The sequence below is a fragment of the Pseudonocardia sp. Ae505_Ps2 genome (genome assembly GCF_001932425.1).
Lineage (GTDB): Bacteria > Actinomycetota > Actinomycetes > Mycobacteriales > Pseudonocardiaceae > Pseudonocardia.
In genome coordinates, this window is sequence record NZ_MCIP01000001.1 from 5,046,196 (window position 1) to 5,071,082 (window position 24,887).

20 protein-coding genes are annotated in these 24,887 nt (G+C 74.2%); 3 read left to right on the forward strand and 17 right to left on the reverse strand.

Annotation, left to right across the window (positions count from 1 at the left end):
- Nucleotides 1-47: 47 nt before the first annotated feature.
- The 5 genes from Ae505Ps2_RS23630 to Ae505Ps2_RS23650 all read right to left on the reverse strand — a co-directional run bounded on the left by Ae505Ps2_RS23630 (nt 48) and on the right by Ae505Ps2_RS23650 (nt 7,095).
- Complete coding sequence (locus Ae505Ps2_RS23630) at nt 48-923, reverse strand: GDSL-type esterase/lipase family protein (protein WP_170917153.1); 876 nt, start codon at nt 921-923, stop codon at nt 48-50.
- Nucleotides 924-1,032: 109 nt separating this feature from the next.
- Nucleotides 1,033-2,238, reverse strand: coding sequence for a hypothetical protein (locus Ae505Ps2_RS23635; RefSeq protein ID WP_075306039.1), 1,206 nt, complete (start codon nt 2,236-2,238; stop codon nt 1,033-1,035).
- 11 nt (nt 2,239-2,249) lie between these two features.
- Nucleotides 2,250-3,191: a DUF389 domain-containing protein gene (locus Ae505Ps2_RS23640; RefSeq protein ID WP_075306037.1), complete on the reverse strand. Its 942-nt coding sequence runs from the start codon at nt 3,189-3,191 to the stop codon at nt 2,250-2,252.
- A complete protein-coding gene (aspS, locus tag Ae505Ps2_RS23645; protein WP_075554004.1) occupies nt 3,192-5,036 on the reverse strand; it encodes an aspartate--tRNA ligase in 1,845 nt (614 codons plus the stop codon). It abuts the gene before it with no gap.
- A gap of 58 nt (nt 5,037-5,094) precedes the next feature.
- Complete coding sequence (locus Ae505Ps2_RS23650; protein WP_139320207.1) at nt 5,095-7,095, reverse strand: intein-containing Rv2578c family radical SAM protein; 2,001 nt, start codon at nt 7,093-7,095, stop codon at nt 5,095-5,097.
- A 109-nt stretch (nt 7,096-7,204) separates the two neighbouring features.
- On the opposite strand from Ae505Ps2_RS23650, the gene Ae505Ps2_RS23655 reads away from it, so the two are divergent.
- Nucleotides 7,205-8,890, forward strand: coding sequence for a YibE/F family protein (locus tag Ae505Ps2_RS23655; protein ID WP_233147560.1), 1,686 nt, complete (start codon nt 7,205-7,207; stop codon nt 8,888-8,890).
- Between the two features lie 3 nt (nt 8,891-8,893).
- On the opposite strand, the gene Ae505Ps2_RS23660 is transcribed toward Ae505Ps2_RS23655, so the two are convergent.
- From Ae505Ps2_RS23660 to Ae505Ps2_RS23675, 4 genes are all read right to left on the reverse strand, one after another.
- A complete protein-coding gene (locus Ae505Ps2_RS23660; protein ID WP_075306035.1) occupies nt 8,894-9,763 on the reverse strand; it encodes a dioxygenase in 870 nt (289 codons plus the stop codon).
- Nucleotides 9,760-10,557: a citryl-CoA lyase gene (locus Ae505Ps2_RS23665; RefSeq protein WP_075554005.1), complete on the reverse strand. Its 798-nt coding sequence runs from the start codon at nt 10,555-10,557 to the stop codon at nt 9,760-9,762. Before Ae505Ps2_RS23665 ends, Ae505Ps2_RS23660 begins: the two co-directional genes overlap by 4 nt.
- Complete coding sequence (locus Ae505Ps2_RS23670; protein ID WP_075311700.1) at nt 10,554-11,705, reverse strand: CoA transferase; 1,152 nt, start codon at nt 11,703-11,705, stop codon at nt 10,554-10,556. Before Ae505Ps2_RS23670 ends, Ae505Ps2_RS23665 begins: the two co-directional genes overlap by 4 nt.
- Nucleotides 11,706-11,777: 72 nt before the next feature.
- Nucleotides 11,778-12,587 (reverse strand): IclR family transcriptional regulator C-terminal domain-containing protein, encoded by an 810-nt coding sequence (locus Ae505Ps2_RS23675; RefSeq protein ID WP_075306031.1) that lies wholly within the window; start codon nt 12,585-12,587, stop codon nt 11,778-11,780.
- 180 nt (nt 12,588-12,767) lie between these two features.
- Here Ae505Ps2_RS23675 and Ae505Ps2_RS23680 point away from each other — a divergent pair, with 180 nt between their 5' ends.
- Nucleotides 12,768-14,189: an amidohydrolase family protein gene (locus Ae505Ps2_RS23680; protein WP_075554006.1), complete on the forward strand. Its 1,422-nt coding sequence runs from the start codon at nt 12,768-12,770 to the stop codon at nt 14,187-14,189.
- Between the two features lie 14 nt (nt 14,190-14,203).
- Here the strand turns inward: Ae505Ps2_RS23680 and Ae505Ps2_RS23685 are convergent, their stop codons facing one another.
- Complete coding sequence (locus tag Ae505Ps2_RS23685; protein WP_075306027.1) at nt 14,204-14,749, reverse strand: class I SAM-dependent methyltransferase; 546 nt, start codon at nt 14,747-14,749, stop codon at nt 14,204-14,206.
- A gap of 8 nt (nt 14,750-14,757) precedes the next feature.
- Complete coding sequence (gene hisS, locus Ae505Ps2_RS23690) at nt 14,758-16,059, reverse strand: histidine--tRNA ligase (RefSeq protein ID WP_020625475.1); 1,302 nt, start codon at nt 16,057-16,059, stop codon at nt 14,758-14,760.
- A gap of 133 nt (nt 16,060-16,192) precedes the next feature.
- Here hisS and Ae505Ps2_RS23695 point away from each other — a divergent pair, with 133 nt between their 5' ends.
- Nucleotides 16,193-17,038: a peptidylprolyl isomerase gene (locus Ae505Ps2_RS23695; protein WP_075306025.1), complete on the forward strand. Its 846-nt coding sequence runs from the start codon at nt 16,193-16,195 to the stop codon at nt 17,036-17,038.
- Nucleotides 17,039-17,077: 39 nt separating this feature from the next.
- Here the strand turns inward: Ae505Ps2_RS23695 and Ae505Ps2_RS23700 are convergent, their stop codons facing one another.
- The 6 genes from Ae505Ps2_RS23700 to ruvB form a co-directional block, all read right to left on the reverse strand.
- On the reverse strand, nt 17,078-19,366 hold the full coding sequence (locus tag Ae505Ps2_RS23700) for a bifunctional (p)ppGpp synthetase/guanosine-3',5'-bis(diphosphate) 3'-pyrophosphohydrolase (protein WP_139319000.1): 2,289 nt from the start codon (nt 19,364-19,366) through the stop codon (nt 17,078-17,080).
- A 123-nt stretch (nt 19,367-19,489) separates the two neighbouring features.
- On the reverse strand, nt 19,490-20,023 hold the full coding sequence (locus tag Ae505Ps2_RS23705) for an adenine phosphoribosyltransferase (RefSeq protein ID WP_075334272.1): 534 nt from the start codon (nt 20,021-20,023) through the stop codon (nt 19,490-19,492).
- A 38-nt stretch (nt 20,024-20,061) separates the two neighbouring features.
- Nucleotides 20,062-21,240 carry a protein translocase subunit SecF gene (gene secF, locus Ae505Ps2_RS23710; protein ID WP_075306022.1) on the reverse strand — a complete coding sequence of 393 codons (1,179 nt, stop codon included), beginning with the start codon at nt 21,238-21,240 and terminating at the stop codon, nt 20,062-20,064.
- Nucleotides 21,237-22,982 carry a protein translocase subunit SecD gene (gene secD, locus Ae505Ps2_RS23715; protein ID WP_083695981.1) on the reverse strand — a complete coding sequence of 582 codons (1,746 nt, stop codon included), beginning with the start codon at nt 22,980-22,982 and terminating at the stop codon, nt 21,237-21,239. The genes secF and secD overlap by 4 nt, the downstream gene beginning before the upstream one ends.
- Nucleotides 22,983-23,134: 152 nt before the next feature.
- Nucleotides 23,135-23,509: a preprotein translocase subunit YajC gene (gene yajC, locus Ae505Ps2_RS23720; RefSeq protein WP_075306020.1), complete on the reverse strand. Its 375-nt coding sequence runs from the start codon at nt 23,507-23,509 to the stop codon at nt 23,135-23,137.
- A gap of 352 nt (nt 23,510-23,861) precedes the next feature.
- On the reverse strand, nt 23,862-24,881 hold the full coding sequence (ruvB, locus tag Ae505Ps2_RS23725; RefSeq protein WP_170917155.1) for a Holliday junction branch migration DNA helicase RuvB: 1,020 nt from the start codon (nt 24,879-24,881) through the stop codon (nt 23,862-23,864).
- Nucleotides 24,882-24,887 lie beyond the last annotated feature (6 nt).

Here is a 24,887-nt window from a genome sequence, read left to right on the forward strand (position 1 = left end):
CGGGACTCCCCGGCTCCGACGGTGACCGACGCCGGCCGGGGCACGGGTCAGGCCGAGAGCCTGCGCACCCGCGCCCCCTCCACCAGGCCGCGCACCATCACCGGCCCGAGGTCCCGGCCCCGCCGCACGAGCCACGGCACGCCCTGCACCACCAGCCACGCCCCCCGCTGCCAGGCCGTCACCTCCCGGCCACCGGCGGCGTCGAGCCCGACCTCCCCCGGTACCGCGAACCCCGCGGCGCCGAGCAGCCCGGCGAAACCCCGCGCCAGCAGCCGGTGGCCCAGCTCGGACGGGTGCAACCGGTCCACGCTCCACGCCGCCGGGTCGTAGCTGCCGGCGGTGTCGAGGTCGAGGATCCCGACGGCGGACCGTCCCGTCGCGGCGACGGCGTCGGCCACCGCCGCGTCGACGGCCCCGTTCAGAGCGGAGATCCGGGCGGCGAGCGCCCGCTGCAACAGGCCCGGCAGCGGCCAGACGCGGGTGTGGTCGTGGAAGCGGAGCAGCAGCACGGTCGCACCGGCCCCCAGCAGCAGCTCCAGTGACTCCGCGCAGTCCCGCCGGATCCCGGCCGGGTCGAAGTCCGAGCGGAGGGTGTCGTTCATCCCGACGCACAGCACGACCACGTCGGGCCCCGACGCCGCGGCCACGGGAACCTGACCGTGCCGGGCGTCGGCCATGCGTGCCCCGGTCCGGGCGTGGTTGTCCAGCCGGACCGAGCCGGGGCGGGCGGGATCGTCGAGGGCGTCGCGCAGCAGTGGGCCGACACCGCGCCAGCCACCGCCCGGCAGGGGATCCCCCAGCCCGACGGCGGTGGAGTCGCCCAGCAGCACGAGGTGCCGGACGGGCCGCCCGGTCGCACGCGGTGCGGCGACGGGACGGACGGAGCGCAGGACCGGATCGACGACGGACGGGCGCGCGGTCATCGGGGACACGCCGACACCCTCACCGCCGCAGCCACCGTTTCCGTGTGCAACCGGTGACGCGTCTCGTACCGCCGCGGGAACTCTCGGGGCAGCGCTGTCGTGCAGACCCCTACCAGTCGCCGCCACGGAAGGCCGGGAACAGCGGCAGCGTCGACGACGCGTCCGGGAAGCGGGTGTCCAGCGCCGTCACCACGGCGTCGGCCAGCGCGGCCGTGCCGGGCCGGGCCGTCGCCTCCGCGGTGACACCGAGGCGTCGCCAGTAGTGCCGCAGTGCCGTCGAGATCCGGGGGGACCGGCCGGCGTCGGGGCCGATCGGCCCGTCGCGCTCGGGCACCCGCGGCAGCAGCCGCCAGGTCGACCACCACACCCACAGCACCTGGGCGTCGGCGAGGCGCGACTCCAGCAGCTCCGGGTCGTCCAGCTCGGGCCACACCGGCGCGACCTCGGCCCGCCAGGCGTCGAGCATGGCGTCGGCGACGGCGTCGGGCAGGGCGAAGCTCGACGAGCACCCGGGGAAGGGCACCCGCACGTAGGCCGCGTCGAGGACGACGTCGCGGAAGCAGCCCCACTCGAAGTCGACGAACCGAACCCCGCGGCTGGTGACCAGGTTGTTGTCCGGGCAGGTGTCGGACGGGCTGAACGCACGGAACCCGGTGCCGCCGAGCAGGCGCACCCCGCCCTGGGCCTCCCACGACGCCAGCTCCGGCACCTCGACCCCCAGGATCCCGGCCAGCAGCTCCGGCAGGCCGGCCAGCGCGGCGCGGGCCTGGTCGGCGACCGGGTCCCGGCGTGCCTTCTCCCCCAGCCGGCGCAGCAGCGCGCTGAAGTCACCCTCCCGACCGGCGGTCGCGGCCTGCATCCGGCCCAGGCCACGGGCCCAGCCGAGCAGGCAGGTGCGGGCGGCGTGGGCGTCCGGGCCGAAGAGCTTGTCGGCCAGGGTCAGGCTGCGGCCGAGATCCTCCAGGACGAGCAACCGCTGCTCGGGGTCGTGCGCGATGATCACGGGGCTGGGCCGGACGTCGCTGGGCAGCGCGGTGAACAGCTGGCAGGACGCGACCTCGTAGCGGAACGGGTCCGACACCAGGTCCGCGCCGGCCGAGCCGTCCTCGGGCGGCGCGTAGTGCTTCACGACGACGCTGCGCCGGTCGGAGAACGGGTTCTTCGCCATCCGCGCCCGGGCGACGACCGAGCGGCCGCTGCCGCCTAGGTCCTCGGGCTCGTACAGCTCGACCTCCGAGCCGGCCCGCCGCGACAGCAGGCGCGCGGCCCCGGCCACCGCCGCGACCGCGCCCGGAGTCGACTGCGGATCGGTCATCGAAGGCGACCCTACCCTTCGGAGAGCGCGCGGTCCGCGCCCCGACGTCGCGACCCGCGCCGGGCGAACGCCAGCACCGCGGCCGCGGCGCCGATCGCGCCCACCAGGTTGACCCCCAGCTGCAGCGCCGACAGTGCCGCCTCGTTCCAGCGTCCCTCGATCACCGCGACCGAGGCGTAGGCGGCGGCGGGGACGGTCGTCACCGAGATGACCACGCCGACCATCGCCGACGACCGCGCCGAGGTCAGCGAGAGCATCCCGGCCGCCCCGGCGAGCACGGCGACGACCAGCGAGAACGGCCCCACCTCGTAGATGAAGTCCATCTGCTCCAGGCTGTCGAGCCCGGCCGAGGACAACCAGCCGAGCAGGTCGAACACCAGGGTCGCGACGGCGGTCACGGCCATCGCCAGCGGGAACCCCACGGCGAGCGCGAGCGCGCCGCGCGAGACCAGGTCGCGACGACACAGCACCAATCCGACCGCCATCGCGGCCATCGGGCCGAACTCCGGGCCCAGCACCATCGCCCCGACCACGGTGACCGGCGAGTCGGTGACCGCGCCGACGGCGGCGAGCAGGCAGGCGATGGTGAGGAAGGTCAGGAACGTCCCCGACAGCCGCGACTCCTCGCCGGTGCGCTGGATCAGCTCGTCCCAGACGACGGCGTCGGCGCCGTCCCCCGGGGCGGCCTCCTCGGCGGCGTCGGCCCGGTCGGACAGCACCGTGTCGAGCTGTTCGAGGGTGATGCCGCCGTCGTGGTCGACGCCGAGATCGGACAGCCTGCCCAGCAGGTCGTCGGCGCACTCCCGGGCGACATCGGCCTCGATCAGGTCACCGGCCGGATGCACGGCCACCCCGGGGTGGACCACCAGGTGGGCCACCCCGGGTTCGGTGTCGAGGACGGTGCGGACGTCGGCGGTCCGTCCGGCTGGACAGACCACCCGTAGGTGCAGCACCTACGCGGCCGGGCCGGGCTTCTCCGGGGCGCCGCCGCCGGTCTCCGACGACGGGCCGGGCACGGAACCCCCGGGCGCGGGCGCGGCGGGCTTCGCGTCGACGCCGGCCTCCTTGCGCTGGGCGGCGGTGATCGGAGCGGGTGCCTGGGTCAGCGGGTCGAACCCGCCGCCGGTCTTCGGGAAGGCGATGACCTCGCGGATCGAGTCGACGCCGGCGAGCAGCGCGGTGATCCGGTCCCAGCCGAACGCGATCCCGCCGTGCGGCGGCGGACCGTAGGCGAAGGCGTCGAGCAGGAAGCCGAACTTCTCCTGCGCCTCCTCCGCGGACAGGCCCATGACCTCGAAGACGCGCTTCTGCACCTCGGCCGAGTGGATACGGATCGAGCCGCCACCGATCTCGTTGCCGTTGCAGACGATGTCGTAGGCGTAGGCCAGCGCGTTGCCCGGGTCCTTCTCGAAGCTGTCGATCCACTCCGGGGTCGGCGAGGTGAACGCGTGGTGCAGCGCGGTCCACGCACCGCCGCCGACGGCGACGTCGTCGGTGTCGGCGGCCGACTCGAACAGCGGGGCGTCGACGATCCAGACGAACGACCAGGCCGACTCGTCGATCGCGCCGATGCGCCGCGCGATCTCGCCCCGGGCGGCACCGAGCAGTGCGCGGGCCTCGCTCGGCGTCCCCGCGGCGAAGAAGATGCAGTCACCGGGGTTCGCGCCGACGGCCTCGGCCAGCCCGGACCGCTCGGCCTCGGACAGGTTCTTGACGACGGGGCCGCGCTCGTCGACCTGTCCGTTCTCGCCGATCAGCACGTAGGCCAGACCGCGGGCGCCACGCTGCTTGGCCCACTCCTGCCAGCCGTCGAGCGCCTTGCGGGGCTGCGACGCCCCGCCCAGCATGACGACGGCGCCGACGTAGGGGTTCTGGAAGACCCGGAACCCGGTGCCCGCGAAGTACGACGTGAGCTCGGTGAGCTCGATGTCGAACCGCAGGTCGGGCTTGTCCGAGCCGTAGCGGGCCATCGCCTCGGCGTAGGGCATCCGGCGGATCGGGGTGGGCACGTCGTAGCCGACGAGCTTCCACAGCGCGACCAGCACCTTCTCGGCCAGCGCGATGACGTCGTCCTGCTCGACGAAGCTCATCTCGATGTCGAGCTGGGTGAACTCCGGCTGCCGGTCGGCGCGGAAGTCCTCGTCGCGGTAGCAGCGCGCGATCTGGTAGTACCGCTCCAGCCCGCCGACCATCAGCAGCTGCTTGAACAGCTGCGGGCTCTGCGGCAGCGCGTACCAGGAGCCGGGGCGCAGCCGGGCCGGGACGACGAAGTCGCGCGCGCCCTCCGGGGTCGACCGGGTCAGGGTCGGCGTCTCGACCTCGATGAAGTCCTCGGCGGCGAGCACGTCGCGGGCGGCCTTGTTCACGTCGCTGCGCAGCTTCATGGCCGCGGCCGGCCCGGGACGGCGCAGGTCGAGGTAGCGGTGGGAGAGCCGGATCTCCTCGCCGACGCCGGTGTGCTCGTCGATCGGGAACGGCAGCGGCGCGGACTCCGACAGCACGGTCAGCCCGGTGACCGTGACCTCGATGTCGCCGGTCGGCAGGTCGGCGTTCTCGTTGCCCGCGGGCCGGCGGACGACCTCGCCGACGACCTGGATGCAGAACTCGGAGCGCAGCCGGTGCGCCCGCTCGGCCATCTCGCCCTCGCGGAACACCACCTGGGCCGATCCGGAGCGGTCCCGCAGGTCGATGAAGATCACGCCACCGTGATCGCGGCGGCGGGCCACCCATCCGGCGAGGGTCACGGTCTGGCCGGCGTTCTCGGCACGCAGGGTGCCGACGGGGTGGGTTCGCATCACGGCGGTCAAGGCTATCGGCACCACCCGGGCCGCCTGCCACCAGGTTTCCGGCGCCGCCTCACAGCAGGCTCAGCTGCCCCGCGTCCGGGTCCGGTGGCCGCACCGGCGCGACCGGCTGCCGGGTCCACCCCGGGTCCCGCGGGTTCGGTTCGGGCCGGTCCAGGCCGTGCCGGGCCAGCAGCGGGGAGACCCGCCGGGCCAGGGCCCTGCGGTAGTCCGGTGTGGCGTAGGCCCCGCCGCGGTAGAGCCGCGCGTAGCGCGGCAGCAGCGCGGGGTGGGTCCGCCCCAGCCAGGCCAGGAACCACTCCCGGGTCCCGGGGCGCAGGTGCAGCGCGAGGACCGTGGCCCGGCTCGCCCCGGCGGCGGCGATCTCGCCCAGCAGTGCGTCGAGGGCCTCGGTGGAGTCGGTCAGCCACGGCAGCACCGGGGCCACCATGACCCCGCAGGGCAGGCCCGCGTCGGTGATCCGGCGGACGAGGTCGAGCCGGGCCCGCGGGCTCGGCGTGCCCGGCTCCAGGTGCGACTGCAGCTCCCGGTCCAGCAGCGCGATCGACACCCCGGTGCCGACGCGCACATCGGCGTTCGCGGCCGCGAGCTGCGGCAGGTCCCGGCCCAGCACGGTGCCCTTGGTCAGGACGGAGAACGGCGTGCCGGAGCGGGCCAGTGCGCCGATCACCCCCGGCATCAGCCGGTAGCGGCCCTCCGCCCGTTGGTAGGGGTCGGTGTTGGTGCCCATCGCGACGTGCTCGCGCCGCCACGACGGCCGGGCCAGCTCCCGCTCCAGCACCCGGGCGACGTTCACCTTGACCACGATCTGGGAGTCGAAGTCCGCGCCGGCGTCCAGGTCCAGGTAGGTGTGGGTGTTGCGGGCGAAGCAGTTGTGGCTGACCACCCCGGCGGCGACGAAGTCACCGGTGCCGGTGGTGATGTCGACCATCGGACGCAGGGTGCCGGTGTCGCGGATCGACACCACCCGCGGCGCTCCCCCGGGCGGCTCCTCGACGCGGGCTCCGCCGACGTCACGCATCCGGGCCACGGCCGGGTCGGTCACCGCGACCAGCCGCAGCTGCTCGGCGACCCCGCCCAGCACCCGCAGCGCCCGCACCCCGGGCCGGGCCGACGGCTCCGAGGCCACCCGGAACCCGAGCCGCCGCAGCGCGTCGACGCAGGCGCGGGCGAGCGTCTCCTCGCCGGGCACGATCCGCAACACCCCGGCGGAGACCTCACCGCAGGCGTCGACGATCCCGCCGACGAAGCCGGCCGACCAGCCACGGGCGGGCCGGTGCGGCCAGGCCGTCGGCGACGGTGCGGGCGCCGCGAGCATCCCGGCGGCCACGGGCACCGGCCGCGCGGTCAGCAGGTGGTGGGCGCGGGCGAGCGCCTCCAGCTCCACCCAGCCGGTCGGGAACGGCTCGGCCCGCACCCGCCCGCGCACCGCGTCGGCCCGGACCAGCCCGCAGAGCCAGCCCTCGGCGTACCCCTCGGGCCGGGGCCCGCCCGGGACCGCGGCCGCACCGGGCCCGACCAGTGCCGTCCCCGGTGTCAGGTGCGGCCGGTCCGCCGAGGAACGGCAGCGCCCCGGGCGCACGTGTGCCCAGCCGGTGGTGGTGAGGAAACGGTGTTCGGCGGAGGTGACGAGCACAGTGCCGTCGTCGAGGGTCACCTCCTGCGCCCGGCGCCGGGTCGACCAGCGCGCGAGCACCGGGGTGCGGACGAACCGGCGCCGCCCGCCGCCGTCGGCGAGGGTGCCGACCACCTCGTCACCCGGGCGCAGCTCCCCGATGGGCCGGGACCGGCCGTCGGCGGTGAGCACCGGGGTGTCCGGGACGAGGCAGTAGGTGCAGGCGTGCGAGCAGCCGCGGTAGGGGTTGACCGTCCACCCGAACGGCACCGGCGACGACGACGGCACCCGGTTGAGCACCGAGCGCGCCTCGACCTCGTGGAACACCGTGTCCGCGAACCCGGGGGTGCGCACCGAGTGCAGCAACCCCCGCATCCCCGGCAGCGCCGTCGCGTGTCCGACCCCGTCCGCCCCGACCTGCTGTCCGTCCCATCGCACCGCTCCAGTCGAACACAAGTTCGAACGACGGACAACCGGTCGTCGCCGGGCGGTCGCGTCCGGGCGAACGGCACCCCGCAGGCCGAAGATCGTTTGCAAGGATGCGGAGGTGCCCCCGCCCCCGCCCGTCCCGCGCGACCCGTCCGCCCCCGACGGCGGCCGGCCCAGCGCTCCGCGGACGGACGGCGGCCGGCCCACCGCTCCGCGGACGGGGGGACGGCGGCGCGCCGAGGACCGGGCACCGGGCGCCTCCGGCGGGCACCTGTTCCCGGCAGAACCGGCGCAGCACCGGGCCCGGCGGACACCGGGCACCCGGCCACCCGCCCCGCGCCGTCCGTCCCGCGAGGAGAACGGCGCCTCCCCCGCACCGGCAGGACGTGCCGCGCCGGGCCCCACCGGCGGCACCGACAACAGCACCGACGACAGCGCCGAGACCGGTCCGATCCCCCGCGCCGGGCACCCGGGCGGCTGGGGCGACTGCCCCGGCGCGGCGGGGCCCGGCACCACGACCGGCGCGCCGGCACCGCCCGCCACCGGGCACGACCACGGCGCGGGACTCGGGGAAGGACACCGAGACGGACACAGCGCGGGACACCGAGAGGGACCCAGCGCGGCACACGGCCAGGGACACGAGCAGGGACACGGCCACGGCCACGGGCACGGCGCCGCGTCCCCGGCCGGACGACGGGTGCGGCGGCTGCTCGTCGCGCTGCTCGTGCCGTGCGTGCTCGCGACGCTCGCCGGGGTGGCCCTGCTGTGGCCGGGGGCGACCCCGGTCCCGGAGATCCCGCCCACCCAGCAGGTGCACGGCACCGTCACCACGGTGCAGGTCGCGGACTGCTCCCCCGGCGCCGGGGACCGTCGCTGCACCGGGGTGACGGTCGCGCTGTCCGACGGGCCCCGTGCCGGACGGGACCTGGTGCAGCTGGTGCCGAACGAGCCGTCGACACCGCGGTTCGCGGTGGGCGACCCGGTCACCCTGTCGTGGTCGGGCGCCAACCCCGACGACGCGGGCTCCTACCAGCTCGTCGACTTCCAGCGCGGCGCCCCGCTGGGGTGGCTGGCGGCGGCGTTCGCCCTGGCCGTCGTCGTGCTGGGACGGCTGCGCGGGTTCGCGGCGCTGGTCAGCCTGGCGCTGAGCTTCGTGATCCTGCTGTGGTTCGTGCTGCCGGCGATCCTGTCCGGTGGCTCCCCGCTCGCGGTCGCGGTCACCGGCGCCTGCCTGATCATGTTCGTGGTGCTGTACCTGACCCACGGGTTCACCGCGCGGACGTCGTGCGCGGTGCTCGGCACACTGGCCTCGCTCGCCCTGATCGGGCTGCTCGGCTACTTGTTCACCGTCACCTCCCGGCTCACCGGGCTCGACGACACCACCGCCACCCTGATCGGCACGCTCGGCCCCGGCGTACCGATCGACCCCCGCGGCCTGGTGCTGGCCGGGCTGGTGATCGGCGCGCTCGGGGCGCTGGACGACGTCACCGTCACCCAGGCGTCCGCGGTGTGGGAGCTGGGCGCGGCGAACCCGGGGATGAGCGTGGGCGAGCTGTTCGCCGCCGGGATGCGGATCGGCCGCGACCACGTCGCGTCCGCGGTGAACACCCTGGTGCTGGCCTACGCCGGGGCGGCGCTGCCGCTGCTGCTGTTGTTCACCGTCGCCGCCGGCGGGGTGACGCAGGTGCTGACCAGCCAGGACGTGGCGACCGAGATCGTGCGGACGCTGGTGGGCAGCATCGGTCTGGTCGCCGCCGTCCCGGTGACGACCGGGCTGGCCGCGCTGGTCGTCGGGCGGCGCTGAGTCTCACCCGGCGGGCTGAAGCACGAAGTCGTAGCGGGCCTCGTACCAGGGGGTGTCGCTGTGCCCGCCGTCCGGCGTGGGGCCGGGCTCGTGGCGGTCGAACGCCACGACGAGCTCGCGCTTCACACCGAACACGACGTCGGAGTCGAGGTACTCGGTGCCCTCCCGGAACAGGTGGGTGATCAGCGGTGCGTAGCCGGGCACGGCGAGCAGGAAGTGGATGTGCGCGGGCCGCATCGGGCTGATGTCGGTGCGCGAGATCAAGTCGCCGACCGGGCCGTCCATCGGGATGGCGTAGCCGAGCGGGGCGATGGTGCGCACGCAGTAGCGGCCGTCGGCGTCGGTCGTGTACTTCGCGCGCAGCCGGGCCTCGTCGACGTCGAGCTGGGCCTCGTAGGTGCCGTCGGCGTCGGACTGCCACACGTCGAGCACGGCGCCGGGGACGCCGGTGCCGTCGAGCGAGCGGACGGTGCCGTGCACGAACAGCAGGTCGCCGGGCAGCCCGTCGGACATGTCGGCGCCGAAGTCCTTCTCCGGGGAGCCGTCGATGTGGAACGGGCCCAGCACGGTCGCCGGGGTGGCGGCCGGGTCGAGGCGGTGGTTCTGCTGGACGACGAGCATGGACAGCCCGAGCACGTCGGAGGCGAGGATGAACTCCTCGCGCTTGTCGTCGGAGATCTGCCCGGTGGCGGTCAGCCAGCGCACGGCGGCCATCCACTCGTCCTCGGTGAGGTGGGTCTCGCGGGCGAAGTCGTGCAGGTGGCGCACCAGGGCGGTCATCAGCTCGGCGGTGCGCGGGTCGTGCGCGGTCGCCCAGCGCGCGACGGCGGCGTCGGTGATCGTGTCCTCGGTGACGGTGGTGGGCTGCGTCATCGCAGGTCTCCCTCGGGCTGGTACGGGTCGGGGTCGACGGACCGGTTGTGCAGGTCCACGGACAGGAAGATGTCGTTCGCGACGGGGTGGCGCAGCTCCTCCGCGAGCTGACCGATCAGACCGGCGGTCCGGGCGAGCAGCGCGAAGCCGCGCAGCAGCTCCAGCGGCAGCCCGAGGTCGGCCAGTGCCGCGCCGCAGACCCCTGCGCCGTTGAGCGGCAGCGTCCGGCCCAGCACCTGCGGGTGCACCCGGTCGATCGCGGCGAACAGGCGCAGGTGCGGGCCGAGCAGCCCCTCCTGTTCCGCGATGGCGAACAGCCGCGGGGTGCGGGGGTCGCCGTCCTTGTGGACGTGGTGGCCGAGGCCGGGGACGAACCGCTTCGCGGCCCGCTGCGCGGTGACGACGTCGAGCGCGACGGCGTCCCAGCCGTCGTCGTCGGTGGGGCGCTCGGTGGGCAGGTGGTCGTGCAGGAACCGGCCGCAGTCCTCGGTGACGCCGAGGAAGCGCGAGCCGCCACCGAGCAGGCCGGCGGCGAGCGCGCCCTGCACCGAGTCCGGCGCGGACAGGTGGGTGAGCCGCGTGACGATCGCGGTCGGGGTGAACCCGTGGTCGGCGAGGGCGGCGAGGACGGCCTCGAACACCCGGGTCTCACCGGGGGTCGGGCGGCGCTGGGTGGCGAGCCAGAACGCGAGCTCACCGAACCCGACGGTGCCCATCACGTCCTCGGCGAGGTCGTGGCCGAGCAGGGTGATGGCGTCCTTCGACGAGGCACCCAGGGCGGTGGGGTAGGTCATGAGTCGAGCCACTTCCGCAGGTCGGCGCCGTGCTCGTCGAGCTGCGGCGGGGGGAGCCGGTAGACGGCAGGGGTGGCGGAGAAGCGGACCGGGTGGCGCGTGGTGGGCACCGCCCGCTCCCCCTCCCCGACGGTGACGACGGGGTCGAGGCCGAACCGCTCCGCCATGGCGAAGCCGCCGTCGATGGTCTGGATGGGGCCCGACGGCACGCCGGCCTCGGTGAGCAGCTCGAACCACTCGACGGCGCCGCGGGTCGCGAGCCGCTCCTCCAGCAGCGGGCGCAGCGCCTCGCGGTGCACGGTGCGGTCGGCGTTGCGGGCGAAGCGGGGGTCGTCGGCGAGGTCTCCGACCCCGAGCACGACGCAGAGCTTGCGGAACTGGGCGTCGTTGCCGGCAGCGACGATGAGGTCGTCGTCGGCGGTCGGCATCGGCTCGTAGGGAAAGACCGACGGGTGGGCGTTGCCCATCCGGTACGGCACGGTGTCCCCGGCGACCCAGGCGGAGCTGTGGTTGACCAGCCCGGTGAGCGCCGAGGAGAGCAGGTTGACCTCGACGTGCTGGCCGGTGCCGGTGCGGTCGCGGTGGCGCAGCGCGGCCAGGATCCCGATCGCGGCGTGGTTGCCGGCCATCACGTCGAACACCGAGATGCCCGCCCGGTACGGCGGCCCGTCCGGATCGCCGGTGAGGCTCATGAGCCCGGACATCGCCTGGACCATGAGGTCGTAGCCCGGCACGTGCGCGCCCGCGCCGGAGCCGAACCCGGAGATCGAGGCGTAGACGACGCCCGGGTTGGTCGCGGCGACGGCGTCGAAGTCCAGCCCGAAGCGGGTCATCCCGCCGGGGCGCAGGTTCTCGATGACGACGTCGGCCCGCCGCGCGAGCTCGCGGGCGGCGGCGAGGTCGGTCTCGTCGCGCAGGTCCAGCGCGATGGAGCGCTTCCCGCGGTTGATGCCCAGGTAGTAGGTGGACTCCCCATCGCGCTCGGGCGGCATCCACGTCCGGGTGTCGTCGCCGGCCGGACCCTCGACCTTGACGACGTCGGCGCCCATGTCGGCCAGCAGCATCGTCGCGTACGGCCCGGCCAGGATGCGCGAGAAGTCGGCCACGAGGATGCCCTCGAGCGGCCCGCCGGTTCCGGCTTCCGCCATCATTTCCTCCGAAGTGATCGCTGTGCGGACGCCTGTCCGCCAGACGATCGTGGCCCCGACCGGGCCGGGAGGTCAAGCCGGGGCGGACACGGTCACGTGCGGGGCGGTGGCGAGCCGGGCGAAGTCGGCGCTGATGTCGCCCGCGGTCTGCAGCAGCAGCGGCAGGTGGTGTTCGAGGAGGGTCTCCAGCGAGGTCTCCGCGGCGTGGCAGTTGACGTTGACCCCGGCGATCACCCGGCCCTCGCCATCGCGCAGGGGGGCGGCGACCGAGCGGATTCCGGGCGCCAGCTGCTCGTCGGTGAGCGCCCAGCCGCGGGCGCGGACCTCGCGCAGCTCCGCGTCGCGCTCGGCCGGAGTGGGGGCGCTGCGCGGGGTCAGCCCGGACCGCGACGGCTCGGCCAGCACGCGTTCCAGCTCGTCCGGGGCGAGCGCGGCGAGCTGCACCTTCCCCAGCGAGGTCGACGCCGCCGGGAACCGGGTCCCGATCTGGACCGACAGTGCGACGATCTTGGGCACCGCGACCCGCGCGACATAGACGATGTCGCTGCCGTCGAGCTGGGCGATCGAGCACGACTCGTGCGTGCGCCCGACCAGGCGCTCCAGGTGCGGGCGGGCGACGTCCCACAGCCCGGTGGAGCGGACGTAGGCGACGCCGAGGTCGAGCACCCGCGGCGTGAGGGTGTACCCGCGCTCGCAGGCGCGGACGTAGCCGAGCTCGGCCAGGGTGAGCAGCACCCGGCGCACGGTCGGCCGGGCGAGCCCGGTCGCCGCGGCGAGGTCGGCCAGGGTCATCTCCGGCCGGCCGGGCCGGAACGCGGTGATCACCTCCAGGCCGCGGGCGAGCGCCTCGATGAAGTCCGGGCCGGTCCCGTCGCGTGGCATGGGCGTCACGGTAGCGCCTCGCGTCCGCCCTGCGGACACACCGCGACCGACCGCACGACGACGGCGGCCCGGACGGTGACAGCCCGGACGTTGACAGCACAACCAGCGTGCGCGACAGTGACCGCCGTTCCACGGTGTCCGTTCAGCGGACGTCTGTCCGGCAGATCGAGGGGTGCGCCGATGAGCGTCGTCTTCCGCAACACGACCGTCCTGACCGTCGATGCGAGCCGGACGGTCCTGTCCGGCCACGACGTCCTGGTGACCGGCGACCGGATCGCCGCCGTCGGCGTCGGGCTGGCGGTTCCCGAGGGCACCGAGGAGATCGAGGCGGCCGGCGGCATCGTGATGCCCGGCATGATCGACACCCACCGGCACATGTGGCAGACCTCGCTGCGCGGCTACGGCGCCGACTGGACGCTGACCCAGTACTTCGTGTGGAACTACCTGGAGTGGGGGAAGGTCTTCCGTCCGGAGGACATCCACGCGGGCAACCTGCTCGCGGCGCTGGAGGCCCTCGACGCGGGCGTCACCACCACGGTCGACTGGTCGCACGGGCTGCAGACCCCGCAGCACGCCGACGCCGCCGTCGACGCCCTGACCTCCACCGCGGGCCGGTTCGTGCTCGCCTACGGCAACATCCACGACGCCCCCGCGAACTGGACCGCCGACCCCGGGTTCGCGGAGTTCGTGTCGCGGCGCATCACCCCCGGCGACGACATGCTGGGCTTCCAGCTGGCCTTCGACGTCACCGGCGACCCGGCGTTCCCCGAGCGTCCCGCGTTCGAGGTGGCCCGCGAGCTCGGCGGCGGCGTCACCACCCACGCCGGGGTGTGGGGCGCCACCAACGACGACGGCGTCCGGCTCATGCACGAGCACGGCTTCGCCGGCCCGGACACCGTCTACGTGCACGCCGCGTCGCTGTCCGCGGACTCCTACCACCGGATCGCCGCGACCGGCGGCTCGGTGTCGGTGTCCACCGAGAGCGAGCAGAGCGCCGGTCAGGGCTACCCGCCCACCTGGGCGCTGCGCGAGCACGGCATCCCGGTGTCGCTGTCGATGGACTCGTCGATGTGGTGGAGCGCGGACCTGTTCTCGGCGATGCGCACCACGCTGGGCGCCGACCGGTCCCGCGAGCACCTGGAGGCGCACGGGCGCGGGGACACCGTCACCCACTCGTCGCTGCGGGCCGAGCAGGTCGTCGAGTGGGCCACCCGCGGCGGGGCCCGCGCGATCGGGCGCGAGTCGGACCTGGGCTCGGTCGAGGTCGGGAAGAAGGCCGACCTGGTGCTGCTGCGCAACGACCACTCACCGGTGTCGTTCCCGGTGCTGCACCCGCACGGCCACGTCGCGTTCCAGGCCCAGCGCGGGGACGTGCACACGGTCCTGGTTGACGGGCGCGTGGTGAAGCGCGACGGGCGTCTCGTCGACGTCGACCTGCCCGCCGCCCGCGCAGCGGTCACCGCGACCGTGGAGCACCTGCGCGCGACGATGGGCGAGCAGGCGTGGCAGGCGGGGATGAACCCGGAGATCCCGGAGACCAAGGTCCTCGACAACCCCTACACCTACACCGACTACCGCAGCGCGGCGACGCACGGCGGCTGAGCGGCGGCGCCCGTTCAGGCGGGGGCGCGGGCGACGAGGTGCGCCTCGCCGTTGCCCTCGCGGTGGGCGAGGACCTCGAGGCCGGCGAACGCCGCGGTGAGCTCCCCCGGCGCCGCCCGGAACGCCCCGCCCGTGTCGCCGACCTCGGACAGGACCGTGATCACCAGCAGCCCTCCCGGGGCGAGCGCCGCGGCCATCGCCGGGTAGAGCGCCGGGTCGCGGAAGCGCTGGCACACGACGAGGTCGTAGCGGTCGTCCTCGGCCGGGAACCCGGCGTCGAGGTCGGCCTCCACCCAGCGCACGCGACCGGGCGGCTGCTCGCGGGTGACGAGCTCGGCTCCCGCGGCGAGCGCGGCCGGCGACACGTCGACGGCGACGACGTCGAGCCCGCGCCCGGCCAGCCACACCGCGACGCTCCCCCGCCCGCAGGCCACGTCCAGCGCCCGGCCGGACGACGGGAGCAGGTCGAGGTGCTCGCGCAGGGCGTCCGGCGGGGCGGGGGTGCCGGTGCCGAGGGCGCGGTGCTTCGCGTCCCACCGGTCCCGGTCGGTCCGGGCCACGGTGGGCCTCAGCCCGCCAGGGCGGTCACGACGGCGTCGGTGACCGCGTCCAGCGGGACGTCCTGCTGCTCGCCGGAGACGAGGTCCTTGAGCCCGACGGTGCCGTTCTCCAGGTCCCGGTCCCCCAGGACCAGCGCGAACCGCGCCCCGGACCGGTCGGCGGACTTCATCGCGCCCTTGAGTCCCCGGCCGCCGTAGGCCAGGTCGACCCGCAGGCCCCGGGCCCGCAGCTGCGCGGCGATCACGACCAGGCGGCGCTGCGCGGCGTCGCCGAGGGACACCCCGAACACCTCGACCCGCGCGTCCGACCAGGGCGCGACGCCCTCGGCGCGGCAGGCGAGCAGCGTGCGGTCGACGCCGATGCCGAACCCGACGCCGGACAGCTCCGGTCCGCCGAGGGTCGCCATGAGACCGTCGTAGCGGCCGCCACCGCCGATGCCGGACTGCGCGCCGAGGCCGTCGTGGACGAACTCGAAGGTCGTCTTGGTGTAGTAGTCCAGGCCCCGGACCATGCGCGGGTTCGGCGTGTAGGCGACGCCGAGGTCGTCGAGGTGGGCCAGCACGCGGGCGTGGTGGTCGGCGGCGGCGTCGGACAGGTGGTCCATCAGCAGCGGCGCGTCGGCCATCGCGGCGCGGATCTCGGGGCGCTTGTCGTCGAGCACCCGCAGCGGGTTGATCTCCGCCCGGGCCCGGGTCGCCTCGTCGAGGTCGAGCCCGGCCAGGAACTCCTGCAGCAGTGCGCGGTAGGCGGGGCGGCACTCGGCGTCGCCGAGGGAGGTGATCTCCAGGCGGTAGCCGGTCAGGCCGAGGGCCTTGAACCCCTCGTCGGCGATCGCGATGACCTCGGCGTCCAGGCCTGCGTCGTCCACCCCGATCGCCTCGACGCCGACCTGCTGGAGCTGCCGGTAGCGGCCGGCCTGGGGACGCTCGTAGCGGAAGAAGGGTCCGGCGTAGCGCAGCTTGACCGGCAGCCCCTGCTTGTCGAGGTTGTGCTCGATCACCGAGCGGACGACGCCCGCGGTGCCCTCGGGGCGCAGCGTCACCGAGCGGTCGCCGCGGTCGGCGAAGGTGTACATCTCCTTGGAGACGACGTCGGTGGACTCCCCCACCCCGCGGGCGTAGAGGCCGGTGTCCTCGAACACCGGCAGCTCGATGTGGCCGTACCCGGCGCGCTCGGCGGCGGCGGCGAGGGTGTCCCGCACGTGCACGAACCCGGCCGAGGACGGCGGGAGGTACTCGGGGATGCCCTTCGGCGCGGCGAACGGCTCGGGCCTGCGGGCCCGGCTCACCTGCGGCTCGGTGGCGGTCACGGTGGTTGCACGTCCTCTCCGGGGATCAGATCGGTCCTCCCAGCCTAGAACCGGTGTCTCTCAGCTTTCTCCCCAGGTCGCCCCGATACCCTCACCGCGCGTACGGATGATCAAGTCAGGGAGTTGGCGGGACGTGGCGACGAACGAGCAGCGCCGGGAGGCGGCCAAGCGCAAGCTGGAGGCGCAGCAGGCCCGCCGGGCCGAGCGCGAGCAGAAGCGCAAGCGGAACACGACGATCGCGGCCGTGGTGACCGTGCTGGTCGTCGTGCTGGCCGCGGTCGGGATCTACGCGCTGACCTCGGCCTGGGGCGGCCCCGACGACGCCACCCCGGCCGCCGCCCCGCCCGCCGGTGACGGCCCGGACACCTCCGGGCTGCCGACCGTCCCCCTGCCGAAGCGCCCGACGGCCCTGCCGGCCTCGGTCGACTGCACCTACCCCCGGGCTCCCGAGCCCGCCGCGAAGCCGGTGAACCCGCCGGCCGCCGGCGCCACCCCGGCGCAGGGGACGGTGACCGCGGACCTGCAGACCAGCGCCGGCCCGATCGACCTGACGCTGGACCGCGCCCTCGCGCCGTGCACGGTCAAGAGCTTCGCGAGCCTCGCGCAGCAGGGCTACTTCGACGGGACCTCCTGCCACCGGCTCACCACCAGCCCTGGCCTGCAGGTGCTGCAGTGCGGCGACCCGTCCGGCTCCGGCCGCGGCGGCCCCGGCTACTCCTTCGCCGACGAGGTGTTCCCCGGCCTCACCTACGGCCGCGGCCTGCTGGCGATGGCCAATGCCGGGCCGAACACCAACGGCAGCCAGTTCTTCATGATCTACGGCGACGCCCAGCTGCCCCCGAACTACACCGTGTTCGGCTCGATCGGCACCGCGGGGCTCGCGACCCTGGACAAGGTCGCCAAGGGCGGCGAGTCCGTCGGCTCCGGCGACGGCCTGCCGAGCATCCCGGTCGAGATCCAGCGCACCACCCTCGGCTGACCGGCGCCCCGGCCCGCCCCCGCGTGGGGTGGGCCGGGGTCAGGCCGCGCTGGTGACGCGGTAGACGTCGTAGACGCCCTCGATGTTGCGCACCGCGTGCAGCAGGTGCCCGAGGTGCTTCGGGTCCCCCATCTCGAAGGAGAACCGGGAGATCGCGACCCGGTCGCGCGACGTGGTCGTCGTCGCCGAGAGGATGTTGACCTTCTCGTCGGCCAGGACCTTCGTGACGTCGGACAGCAGCCGGTGCCGGTCGAGCGCCTCGACCTGGATGGCGACCAGGAACACCGACTCCGGCGACACCGACCAGGTCACGTCGACCAGGCGCTCCTCGCGGGCGGTGAGGTCGCCGGCGTTGGTGCAGTCGGTGCGGTGCACGCTGATCCCGCCGCCGCGGGTGACGAACCCGAGGATCTCGTCGCCGGGCACCGGGGTGCAGCAGCGGGCGAGCTTGACGTAGAGGTCACCGAGGGACTGGCCGTCGGCGCCGGTGACGACGACACCCGCGTTGCCCGACGGGCGGCGGTGGCGGACCGTCGACGGCGTCGCCCGCTCGGCGAGCTCCTCCTCGGCCTCCTCCTCGCCGCCGAACCAGGCCACGAGGCGCTGCACGACGTGCTGGGCGCTGGCCTGGTGCTCGCCGACGGCGGCGTAGAGCGCGGAGACGTCGGAGTAGTGCATCTCCCGGGCGAGCGCGGACATCGCGTCGGCGGAGATGAGCCGCTGCAGCGGCATCCCGGTGCGGCGTGCCTCCCGGGTGATCGCCTCCTTGCCCTCCTCGACGGCCTCCTCGCGACGTTCCTTCGCGAACCACTGCTTGATCTTGGCCTTGGCCCGCGGGGACTTCGCGATCTGCAGCCAGTCCCGGCTCGGCCCGGCGTCCTCGGCCTTCGAGGTGAAGATCTCGACGACGTCGCCGGAGGACAGCTGGCGCTCCAGCGCGACGAGCTTGCCGTTGACCCGGGACCCGATGCAGCGGTGCCCGACCTCGGTGTGCACGGCGTAGGCCAGGTCGATCGGGGTGGAGCCGGTCGGCAGGGTGACGACGTCGCCCTTCGGGGTGAAGACGAAGATCTCCCGCGCGGCGAGGTCGAAGCGCAGCGAGTCGAGGAACTCGCCGGGGTCGGCGGCCTCGCGCTGCCAGTCGAGCAGCTGGCGCATCCACGCCATCTCCTCGACCTCGACCTCCTTGTTGCCGCCGCCCTTGACCTCCTTGTACCGCCAGTGCGCGGCGATGCCGTACTCGGCGGTGCGGTGCATGGCGTGGGTGCGGATCTGCACCTCGAGGGGCTTGCCGTCCGGTCCGATCACCGTGGTGTGCAGCGACTGGTAGACCCCGAACCGGGGCTGGGCGATGTAGTCCTTGAAACGGCCGGGCATCGGCTGCCACAGCGCGTGCACCATGCCGATCGCGGCGTAGCAGTCGCGCACCTCGTCGACGAGCACCCGGACCCCGACGAGGTCGTGGATGTCGTCGAAGTCGCGGCCCTTGACGATCATCTTGCGGTAGATCGAGTAGTAGTGCTTCGGCCTGCCCTCGACCTTCGCCGGGATCCGCGCGGAGTCCAGCTGGGCGGACACCTCGTCGATGACCTGGCGCAGGTAGGTGTCGCGCGAGGGCGCCCGGTCGGCGACCAGCCGCACGATCTCCTGGTACTTCTTCGGCTGCAGGATCGCGAAGGACAGGTCCTCGAGCTCCAGCTTCACCGTGGCCATGCCGAGCCGGTGCGCGAGCGGGGCGAACACCTCGAGGGTCTCGTTCGCCTTCTTGACCTGCTTCTCCGGGCGCAGGAAGCGCATCGTGCGCATGTTGTGCAGCCGGTCGGACAGCTTGATGACCAGCACCCGCGGGTCCCGCGCCATCGCGACGACCATCTTGCGGATCGTCTCGGCCTCGGCGGCGGTGCCGAACTCGACCTTGTCGAGCTTGGTGACCCCGTCGACCAGGTGCGCGACCTCGTCGCCGAAGTCGGCGCGCAGCCGTTCCAGGGAGTAGTCGGCGTCCTCCACGGTGTCGTGCAGCAGCGCCGCGACCAGCGTCGTGGTGTCCATGCCCAGCTCGGCCAGGATCGTGGCGACGGCGAGCGGGTGGGTGATGTAGGGGTCCCCGGACTTGCGGGTCTGCCCGTCGTGCTTGTCCTCGGCGACGTCGTAGGCACGCTGCAGCAGCACCAGGTCGGCCTTGGGGTGCAGCGACCGGTGGACCGCGGCGAGCGGCTCCAGCACCGGGGTCACGATGGCGACGCGCTGCGGGGTCATCCGCCGGGCGATCCGGGCGCGGACCCGGCGGGTCGCGGACGGGCGTGGCGGCTCGTCGTCGGCAGGCGACAGCGGCCGCGTGGCCGGGTGGGTGCTCGTCCGGTCGACCTCGGTCACCGCACCTCCTGCTCGTGCTCGGGTGGCGGGGAGGTCCCCGCCACCCGAGGATAGTCCGCGTTCGGGCCCGCGTCGTCGTCAGGCGTTCAGCAGGGCGTCGATCCGCAGGTCACCGAGCTTCGCCCGGCCGTTCAGCGCGCTCAGTTCCAGCAGCGTGCCGAACCCGACGACCTCGGCCCCGACGTCGGTGAGCAGCGCGCAGGCCGCGGTGGCGGTGCCACCGGTGGCGAGCACGTCGTCGACCACGTAGACCCGGGCCCCCGGCTCGACGACGCCGGCCGGCAGCTCCAGGGTGGCGCTGCCGTACTCCAGGTCGTAGCTGCGCGACGCGGCGACCGCGGGCAGCTTGCCCGCCTTGCGGACCGGTACGGTCCCGACCCCGGCGACGAGCGCGACGGCGGCGCCGAGCAGGAACCCGCGCGCCTCCACCCCGACGACGAGGTCCGCCTGGCCGGCGCCCGCGGCCAGCTCGGTGGTGACGGTCGCGAAGGACTCCCCGTCCGCCAGCACCGGGGTGATGTCCCGGAACAGCACGCCGGGCTGCGGGTAGTCGGGAACCGAGCGGACCAGCTCGGCGACCCGGAGCAGGTCCTCTGCGGAGTCGCCGCTGATGCCGGGCCCGACCCGGATGCCGTCGACCTGTGCCCCGCTCACCCGCGACGCCGTCCGGTCTTGCCGGTCGGGCGGGCGCCGGGCCGCGGGGCGGCGGGTGCGGAGGAGCTCACGGCGGCGAGGGTGTCGGTGGCCGGGCCGCCGTCGACGTCGGAGTCGGGCCCGGTGTCGGGCCCGGAGTCCGTCCCGCCGCGGCCGGCCGCGCGGGCACGCCGGGCCTCGACCCGGGCGGCCTGGTCCCGGACCCGCTTGTCGCGCAGCTTGATGTCCACCAGCACGGGGGTGGCCAGCAGCAACGAGGAGACGACACCGGAGATCATGCCGACCAGCTGGACCAGGGCCAGGTCGGCCAGGGTGCCGACGCCGAGCAGCCCGACGCCGATCACGAGCAGGCCGAGCACCGGCAGGATCGCGATCAGCGAGGTGTTCATCGACCGCATGAGCGTCTGGTTCAGCGCGAGGTTCGCGGCCTCGGCGTAGGTGCGCCGGGTCAGCTTGAGCAGTCCGCGGGAGTTCTCCCGGACCTTGTCGAACACCACGACGGTGTCGTACAGGGAGAACCCGAGGATGGTGAGCAGCCCGATCACCGTGGCCGGGGTGACCTCCAGACCGATGATCGAGTACACGCCCGCGGTGACGACGATGTCGTTGATCAGAGCCACCAGCGCGGCGGCCGCCATCGCCCGCTCGAAGTAGAACGCCAGGAACAGCGTGACCAGCACGATGAACACGGCGAGCGCGATCAGCGCCTGTGTCGTGACCTCGCCGCCCCAGGTGCCCGAGACCTGCGAGTCGCTGATCGAGGCGGCGCTGGGGGTGCCGTCCGCGCCGAGCGGCTGCAGCTGGGTGAACAGCGCCTCGCGCAGCGGCACGAGCTGCTCGGAGGTCAGCGGCTCGGACTGCAGCACGATCGACGCGGCGTCGCCGGACCCGACGGACTGGGTGACCTCGGGCGCGGAGCCGATCACGCTCTCGTAGACCCGGTCGACCTGCTGGGTGCTGATCGCGCCGTTCGCCCCGGTGGCGGGCATCTGGATCTGGGAGCCGCCGGTGAAGTCGATCCCGAGGTTGAAGCCCCGGAAGACCAGCGACAGCAGGCAGATCGCGATGAGCACGCCGAACCCGATGTACCAGGTCTTCCGGCGGCCGATGATGTCGACGTTCGCGGTGCCGGTGGTGAGCCGGGTCCAGCCCGACATCGACTCGGGGTTCGTCATGCGCCCGCTCCCTTCCCGGTGGTGGCCGCGCGCCTGCCGACGGCCGGCTTCTCACGGCGGTGCCGCTGCCCGATCCGGTCGACGGCCGCGAGCCCGGACAGCCCGGGCCTGCCCAGCGACTTCGACCGGGAGATGAGCACGACCAGCGGGAACGTCACGAGGAACACGACGACGAGGTCGAGGATCGTGGACATGCCCAGAGTGAACGCGAAGCCGCGGACCTCGCCGACGGCCAGGATGTAGAGCACCGCGGCGGCGAGGAAGCTGACGGCGTCGGCGGTGAGGATCGTGCGCCGCGCCCGCTCCCAGGACCGCGGGACGGCCGAGCGGAACGTGCGGCCCTCCCGCATCTCGTCCTTGAGCCGCTCGAAGAAGATGACGAACGAGTCGGCGGTGATGCCGATGGCGATGATGAACCCGGCGACGCCGGCGAGGTCGAGGGTGAACCCGATCCAGCGCCCGAGCAGGATCAGCACCGCGTAGACGACCAGGCCGGACAGGGCCAGCGACAGGATCGTCAGGATGCCGAGCAGCCGGTAGTAGAACAGGCAGTAGGCGAACACCAGGGCCAGTCCGACGGCGCCGGCGAGCAGCCCGGCCTCCAGCGAGGCGAGCCCCAGGGTGGCCGAGACGGTCTGGGCGTTCCCGGAGTCGAACGACAGCGGCAGCGAGCCGTAGCGCAGCACCTGGGCGAGCTGCTGGGCCCGCTCCTGGTTGAACTGCCCGGAGATCTGGGTCTGCCCGTAGATCGGCTGGTTGATCGTGGGGGCCGAGACGACGTCGCCGTCGAGCACGAACGCCACGTTCTTGCCGACGTTGTTCGTCGTGTACTGCCCCCAGGTGTCGGCGCCCTGCGGCTTGAAGGTCAGCGAGACCACCCAGCCTGCGCCCTGCGGGTTCTGCTGGGCCTGGGCCGAGGCGATCTCGGTGCCCTCCAGGAAGGAGGGGCCGAGCAGGTACTTGTTCTGCTTGTCCTCGCTGCACGCGACCAGCGGCTTCGTCGGGTCGTCGTAGCCCTGCAGCGGGTCGGGGGCGTTGCAGTCCAGGGTCAGCAGCGCCTGCAGCTGGGTGGCCTGGTCGGTGCTCTGCCGGGTCTCACGGAGCTTCGTGACCTCGGCGGCGACCCGCGGGTCGTCCGGGGCGAGCCCACCAGGGCCCGGTGCGGGGGACGGCGCGGGCGTCGGCGGCGGGTCCTGCAGCGGCGAGACCTGCGCGACCGGGGCGACGGGGCGGCTCTGCTCGCCCATCCCCTGCGGCTGCGCAGGGGCAGGGCTCGCGGGGGCCGGGCTCGCCGGGGCCTGACCGGTCTGCGCGCCCTGGCCCGGTGCGGGCTGCCCGCCGGCGGCCTGGTTCGCCGGGACCGGGCCCTGCAGCACCTCGCGGAAACGCAGCTGCGCGGTCTGCCCCAGGGAGCGGGCCTGCTCGCCGGCGTCACCGGGGACGGTGATGACGATGTTGCTGCCGTCCAGCTGGACCTCGGCGCCGCTGACACCGAGCCCGTTGACGCGCTGCTCGATGATGTCCTGCGCCTGGACCAGCTGGTCACGCGGCGGTGGCTGCCCGTCGGTGGTGCGCGCGGTGAGCGTGACGCGGGTGCCACCCTGCAGGTCGATGCCCAGCTTCGGCGTGAGGTTGCCGCCCCCGGTGAGGAACACCAGTGCGTACAGCACCACGACGATGCCTGCGAAGGCCGTCAGGTAGCGCCAGGGGCGCACGTGCTGCTGCCCCGACGACGTTGCCACGTGATCGTTCTCCTGATCCGACTCGTGCGGCGGCCGCGGCCTGCCTCACGGTCGGTCGCCGTCCCACCGGGCCGGTGCGGCAGAGCCGCGGCCGGGCCCGGTACGGACGCCGAGGCCGCCGGAACGGGCCGTCCGGCCCGTTCCCGACGTGCTCAGTGGATGGTCGGCTTGTTCTCCGACGCGTCCTTGTCGGCCGACTCGGCGACGGTCTCCTCCGTCGCCTCCTCGGTCGTGACCTTCTCCCGGATCGCCGCACGCAGCCAGGTGGTGACCACGCCGTCGGCGATCTCGAGGTCGATCGTGTCCTCGTACGAGGCGTCGACGATGGTGCCCCGCAGCCCGGACGTGGTGACGACGACGTCGCCGTCCTCCAGCGCCTGCTGCATCGCCTGCGTCTCCGCCATCTGCCTGCGCTGCTTGCGGCCGTTGAGGAACAACGGCACGAACAGCAGCAGGATGATGAGGAACGGCAGCAGTGAGAAGATGCTCGAGCCGCCACCGGCCTGCTGGGCGAGAATTGATGTCATCGTGCGGGGTCTCCGTCTCGTCTCGTAATCGTGAGTGTGCCAGCCGGGACCGACACCGACGGCCTGCCCCCTCCCGGTGGCGGACCGCTCGTCGCAGTGCGGCGGGCCGAACGGCGTCGTCCGGGAGCTGTCGACTGTCCGACCTGCCCCGGAACGAGTCGCACGCCCGGATCGTTCCGACGTCCCGGTCCGGGTCGCCGGTCGGGGCACGCGGTGTCCGGAGGGCTCCGCGCGGTGTGCGGGCACCAGGGTGCCCGTCGTCCCGGCCGGGCGCTGCCCGATCCGTTCGGTCCGTCCGGATCCTCCCATGTGCGACCGGTCGTGCGCTCCGGCGCCCCGGCGGCGCGCCGGGTCAGAACAGCGGGTCGATCCGGTGTCCGGCAGGCGCGTCCGCGGGCGGGGTCAGCCCGAGGTGGGTCCAGGCCAGCGGGGTCGCGACCCGCCCGCGCGGGGTGCGGGCGATCATCCCGGCCCGCACCAGGTAGGGCTCGCAGACCTCCTCGACGGTCCCGGGCTCCTCCCCGACCGCGACGGCGAGGGTCGACACCCCGACCGGGCCGCCGTGGAAGGAGCGGACCAGCGCGCCGAGCACCGCGCGGTCGAGGCGGTCGAGGCCAAGCTCGTCGACGTCGTAGACGGCCAGCGCGTCGCGGGCGACCTCCCGGGTGACGACCCCGTCCGCGCGGACCTCGGCGTAGTCGCGGACCCGGCGCAGCAGCCGGTTCGCCACCCGGGGGGTGCCGCGGCAGCGACCGGCGATCTCAGCCCCGCCGTCGGGGCGCAGGTCGATGCCGAGGATCCCGGCGGCACGGCGGAGCACGAGCTCCAGCTCGGGGACGTCGTAGAACTCCATCTGCCCGGTGAACCCGAACCGGTCGCGCAGCGGACCGGTCAGCGAGCCGGCCCGCGTCGTGGCCCCGACCAGGGTGAACGGCGCGACCTCCAGCGGGATCGAGGTGGCACCAGGGCCCTTGCCGACGACGACGTCGACCCGGAAGTCCTCCATCGCGAGGTAGAGCATCTCCTCGGCGGGCCGGGCGGTGCGGTGGATCTCGTCGATGAACAGCACGTCGCCGGGCACGAGGTTGGACAGCATCGCGGCGAGGTCCCCGGCACGCTCCAGCGCCGGGCCGGAGGTCAGCCGGATCGCGGCCCCCATCTCCTGGGCGATGATCATGGCGAGGCTGGTCTTGCCGAGCCCGGGCGGGCCGGACAGCAGGATGTGGTCCGGCGGGTCGCCGCGGCGACGGGCGCCCTCCAGCACCAGCTGCAGCTGCTCGCGGACCCGGGGCTGGCCGACGAACTCGGCCAGCGAGCGGGGCCGCAGCGACGCCTCGACGTCGGTGTCCCCCGGCTGGACCCCGGCGTCCACGGCGCG

Excerpts from the sequence above, each read along its gene's own strand:
- Ae505Ps2_RS23630 (WP_170917153.1), bottom strand. The coding sequence starts at position 923 with ATGACCGCGCGCCCGTCCGTCGTCGATCCGGTCCTGCGCTCCGTCCGT.
- secF (WP_075306022.1), bottom strand. The coding sequence starts at position 21,240 with ATGACGAACCCCGAGTCGATGTCGGGCTGGACCCGGCTCACCACCGGC.
- Ae505Ps2_RS23665 (WP_075554005.1), bottom strand. The coding sequence starts at position 10,557 with ATGACCTACCCCACCGCCCTGGGTGCCTCGTCGAAGGACGCCATCACC.
- Ae505Ps2_RS23680 (WP_075554006.1), top strand. The coding sequence starts at position 12,768 with ATGAGCGTCGTCTTCCGCAACACGACCGTCCTGACCGTCGATGCGAGC.
- Ae505Ps2_RS23635 (WP_075306039.1), bottom strand. The coding sequence starts at position 2,238 with ATGACCGATCCGCAGTCGACTCCGGGCGCGGTCGCGGCGGTGGCCGGG.
- Ae505Ps2_RS23670 (WP_075311700.1), bottom strand. The coding sequence starts at position 11,705 with ATGGCGGAAGCCGGAACCGGCGGGCCGCTCGAGGGCATCCTCGTGGCC.
- Ae505Ps2_RS23660 (WP_075306035.1), bottom strand. The coding sequence starts at position 9,763 with ATGACGCAGCCCACCACCGTCACCGAGGACACGATCACCGACGCCGCC.
- Ae505Ps2_RS23675 (WP_075306031.1), bottom strand. The coding sequence starts at position 12,587 with ATGCCACGCGACGGGACCGGCCCGGACTTCATCGAGGCGCTCGCCCGC.
- yajC (WP_075306020.1), bottom strand. The coding sequence starts at position 23,509 with ATGACATCAATTCTCGCCCAGCAGGCCGGTGGCGGCTCGAGCATCTTC.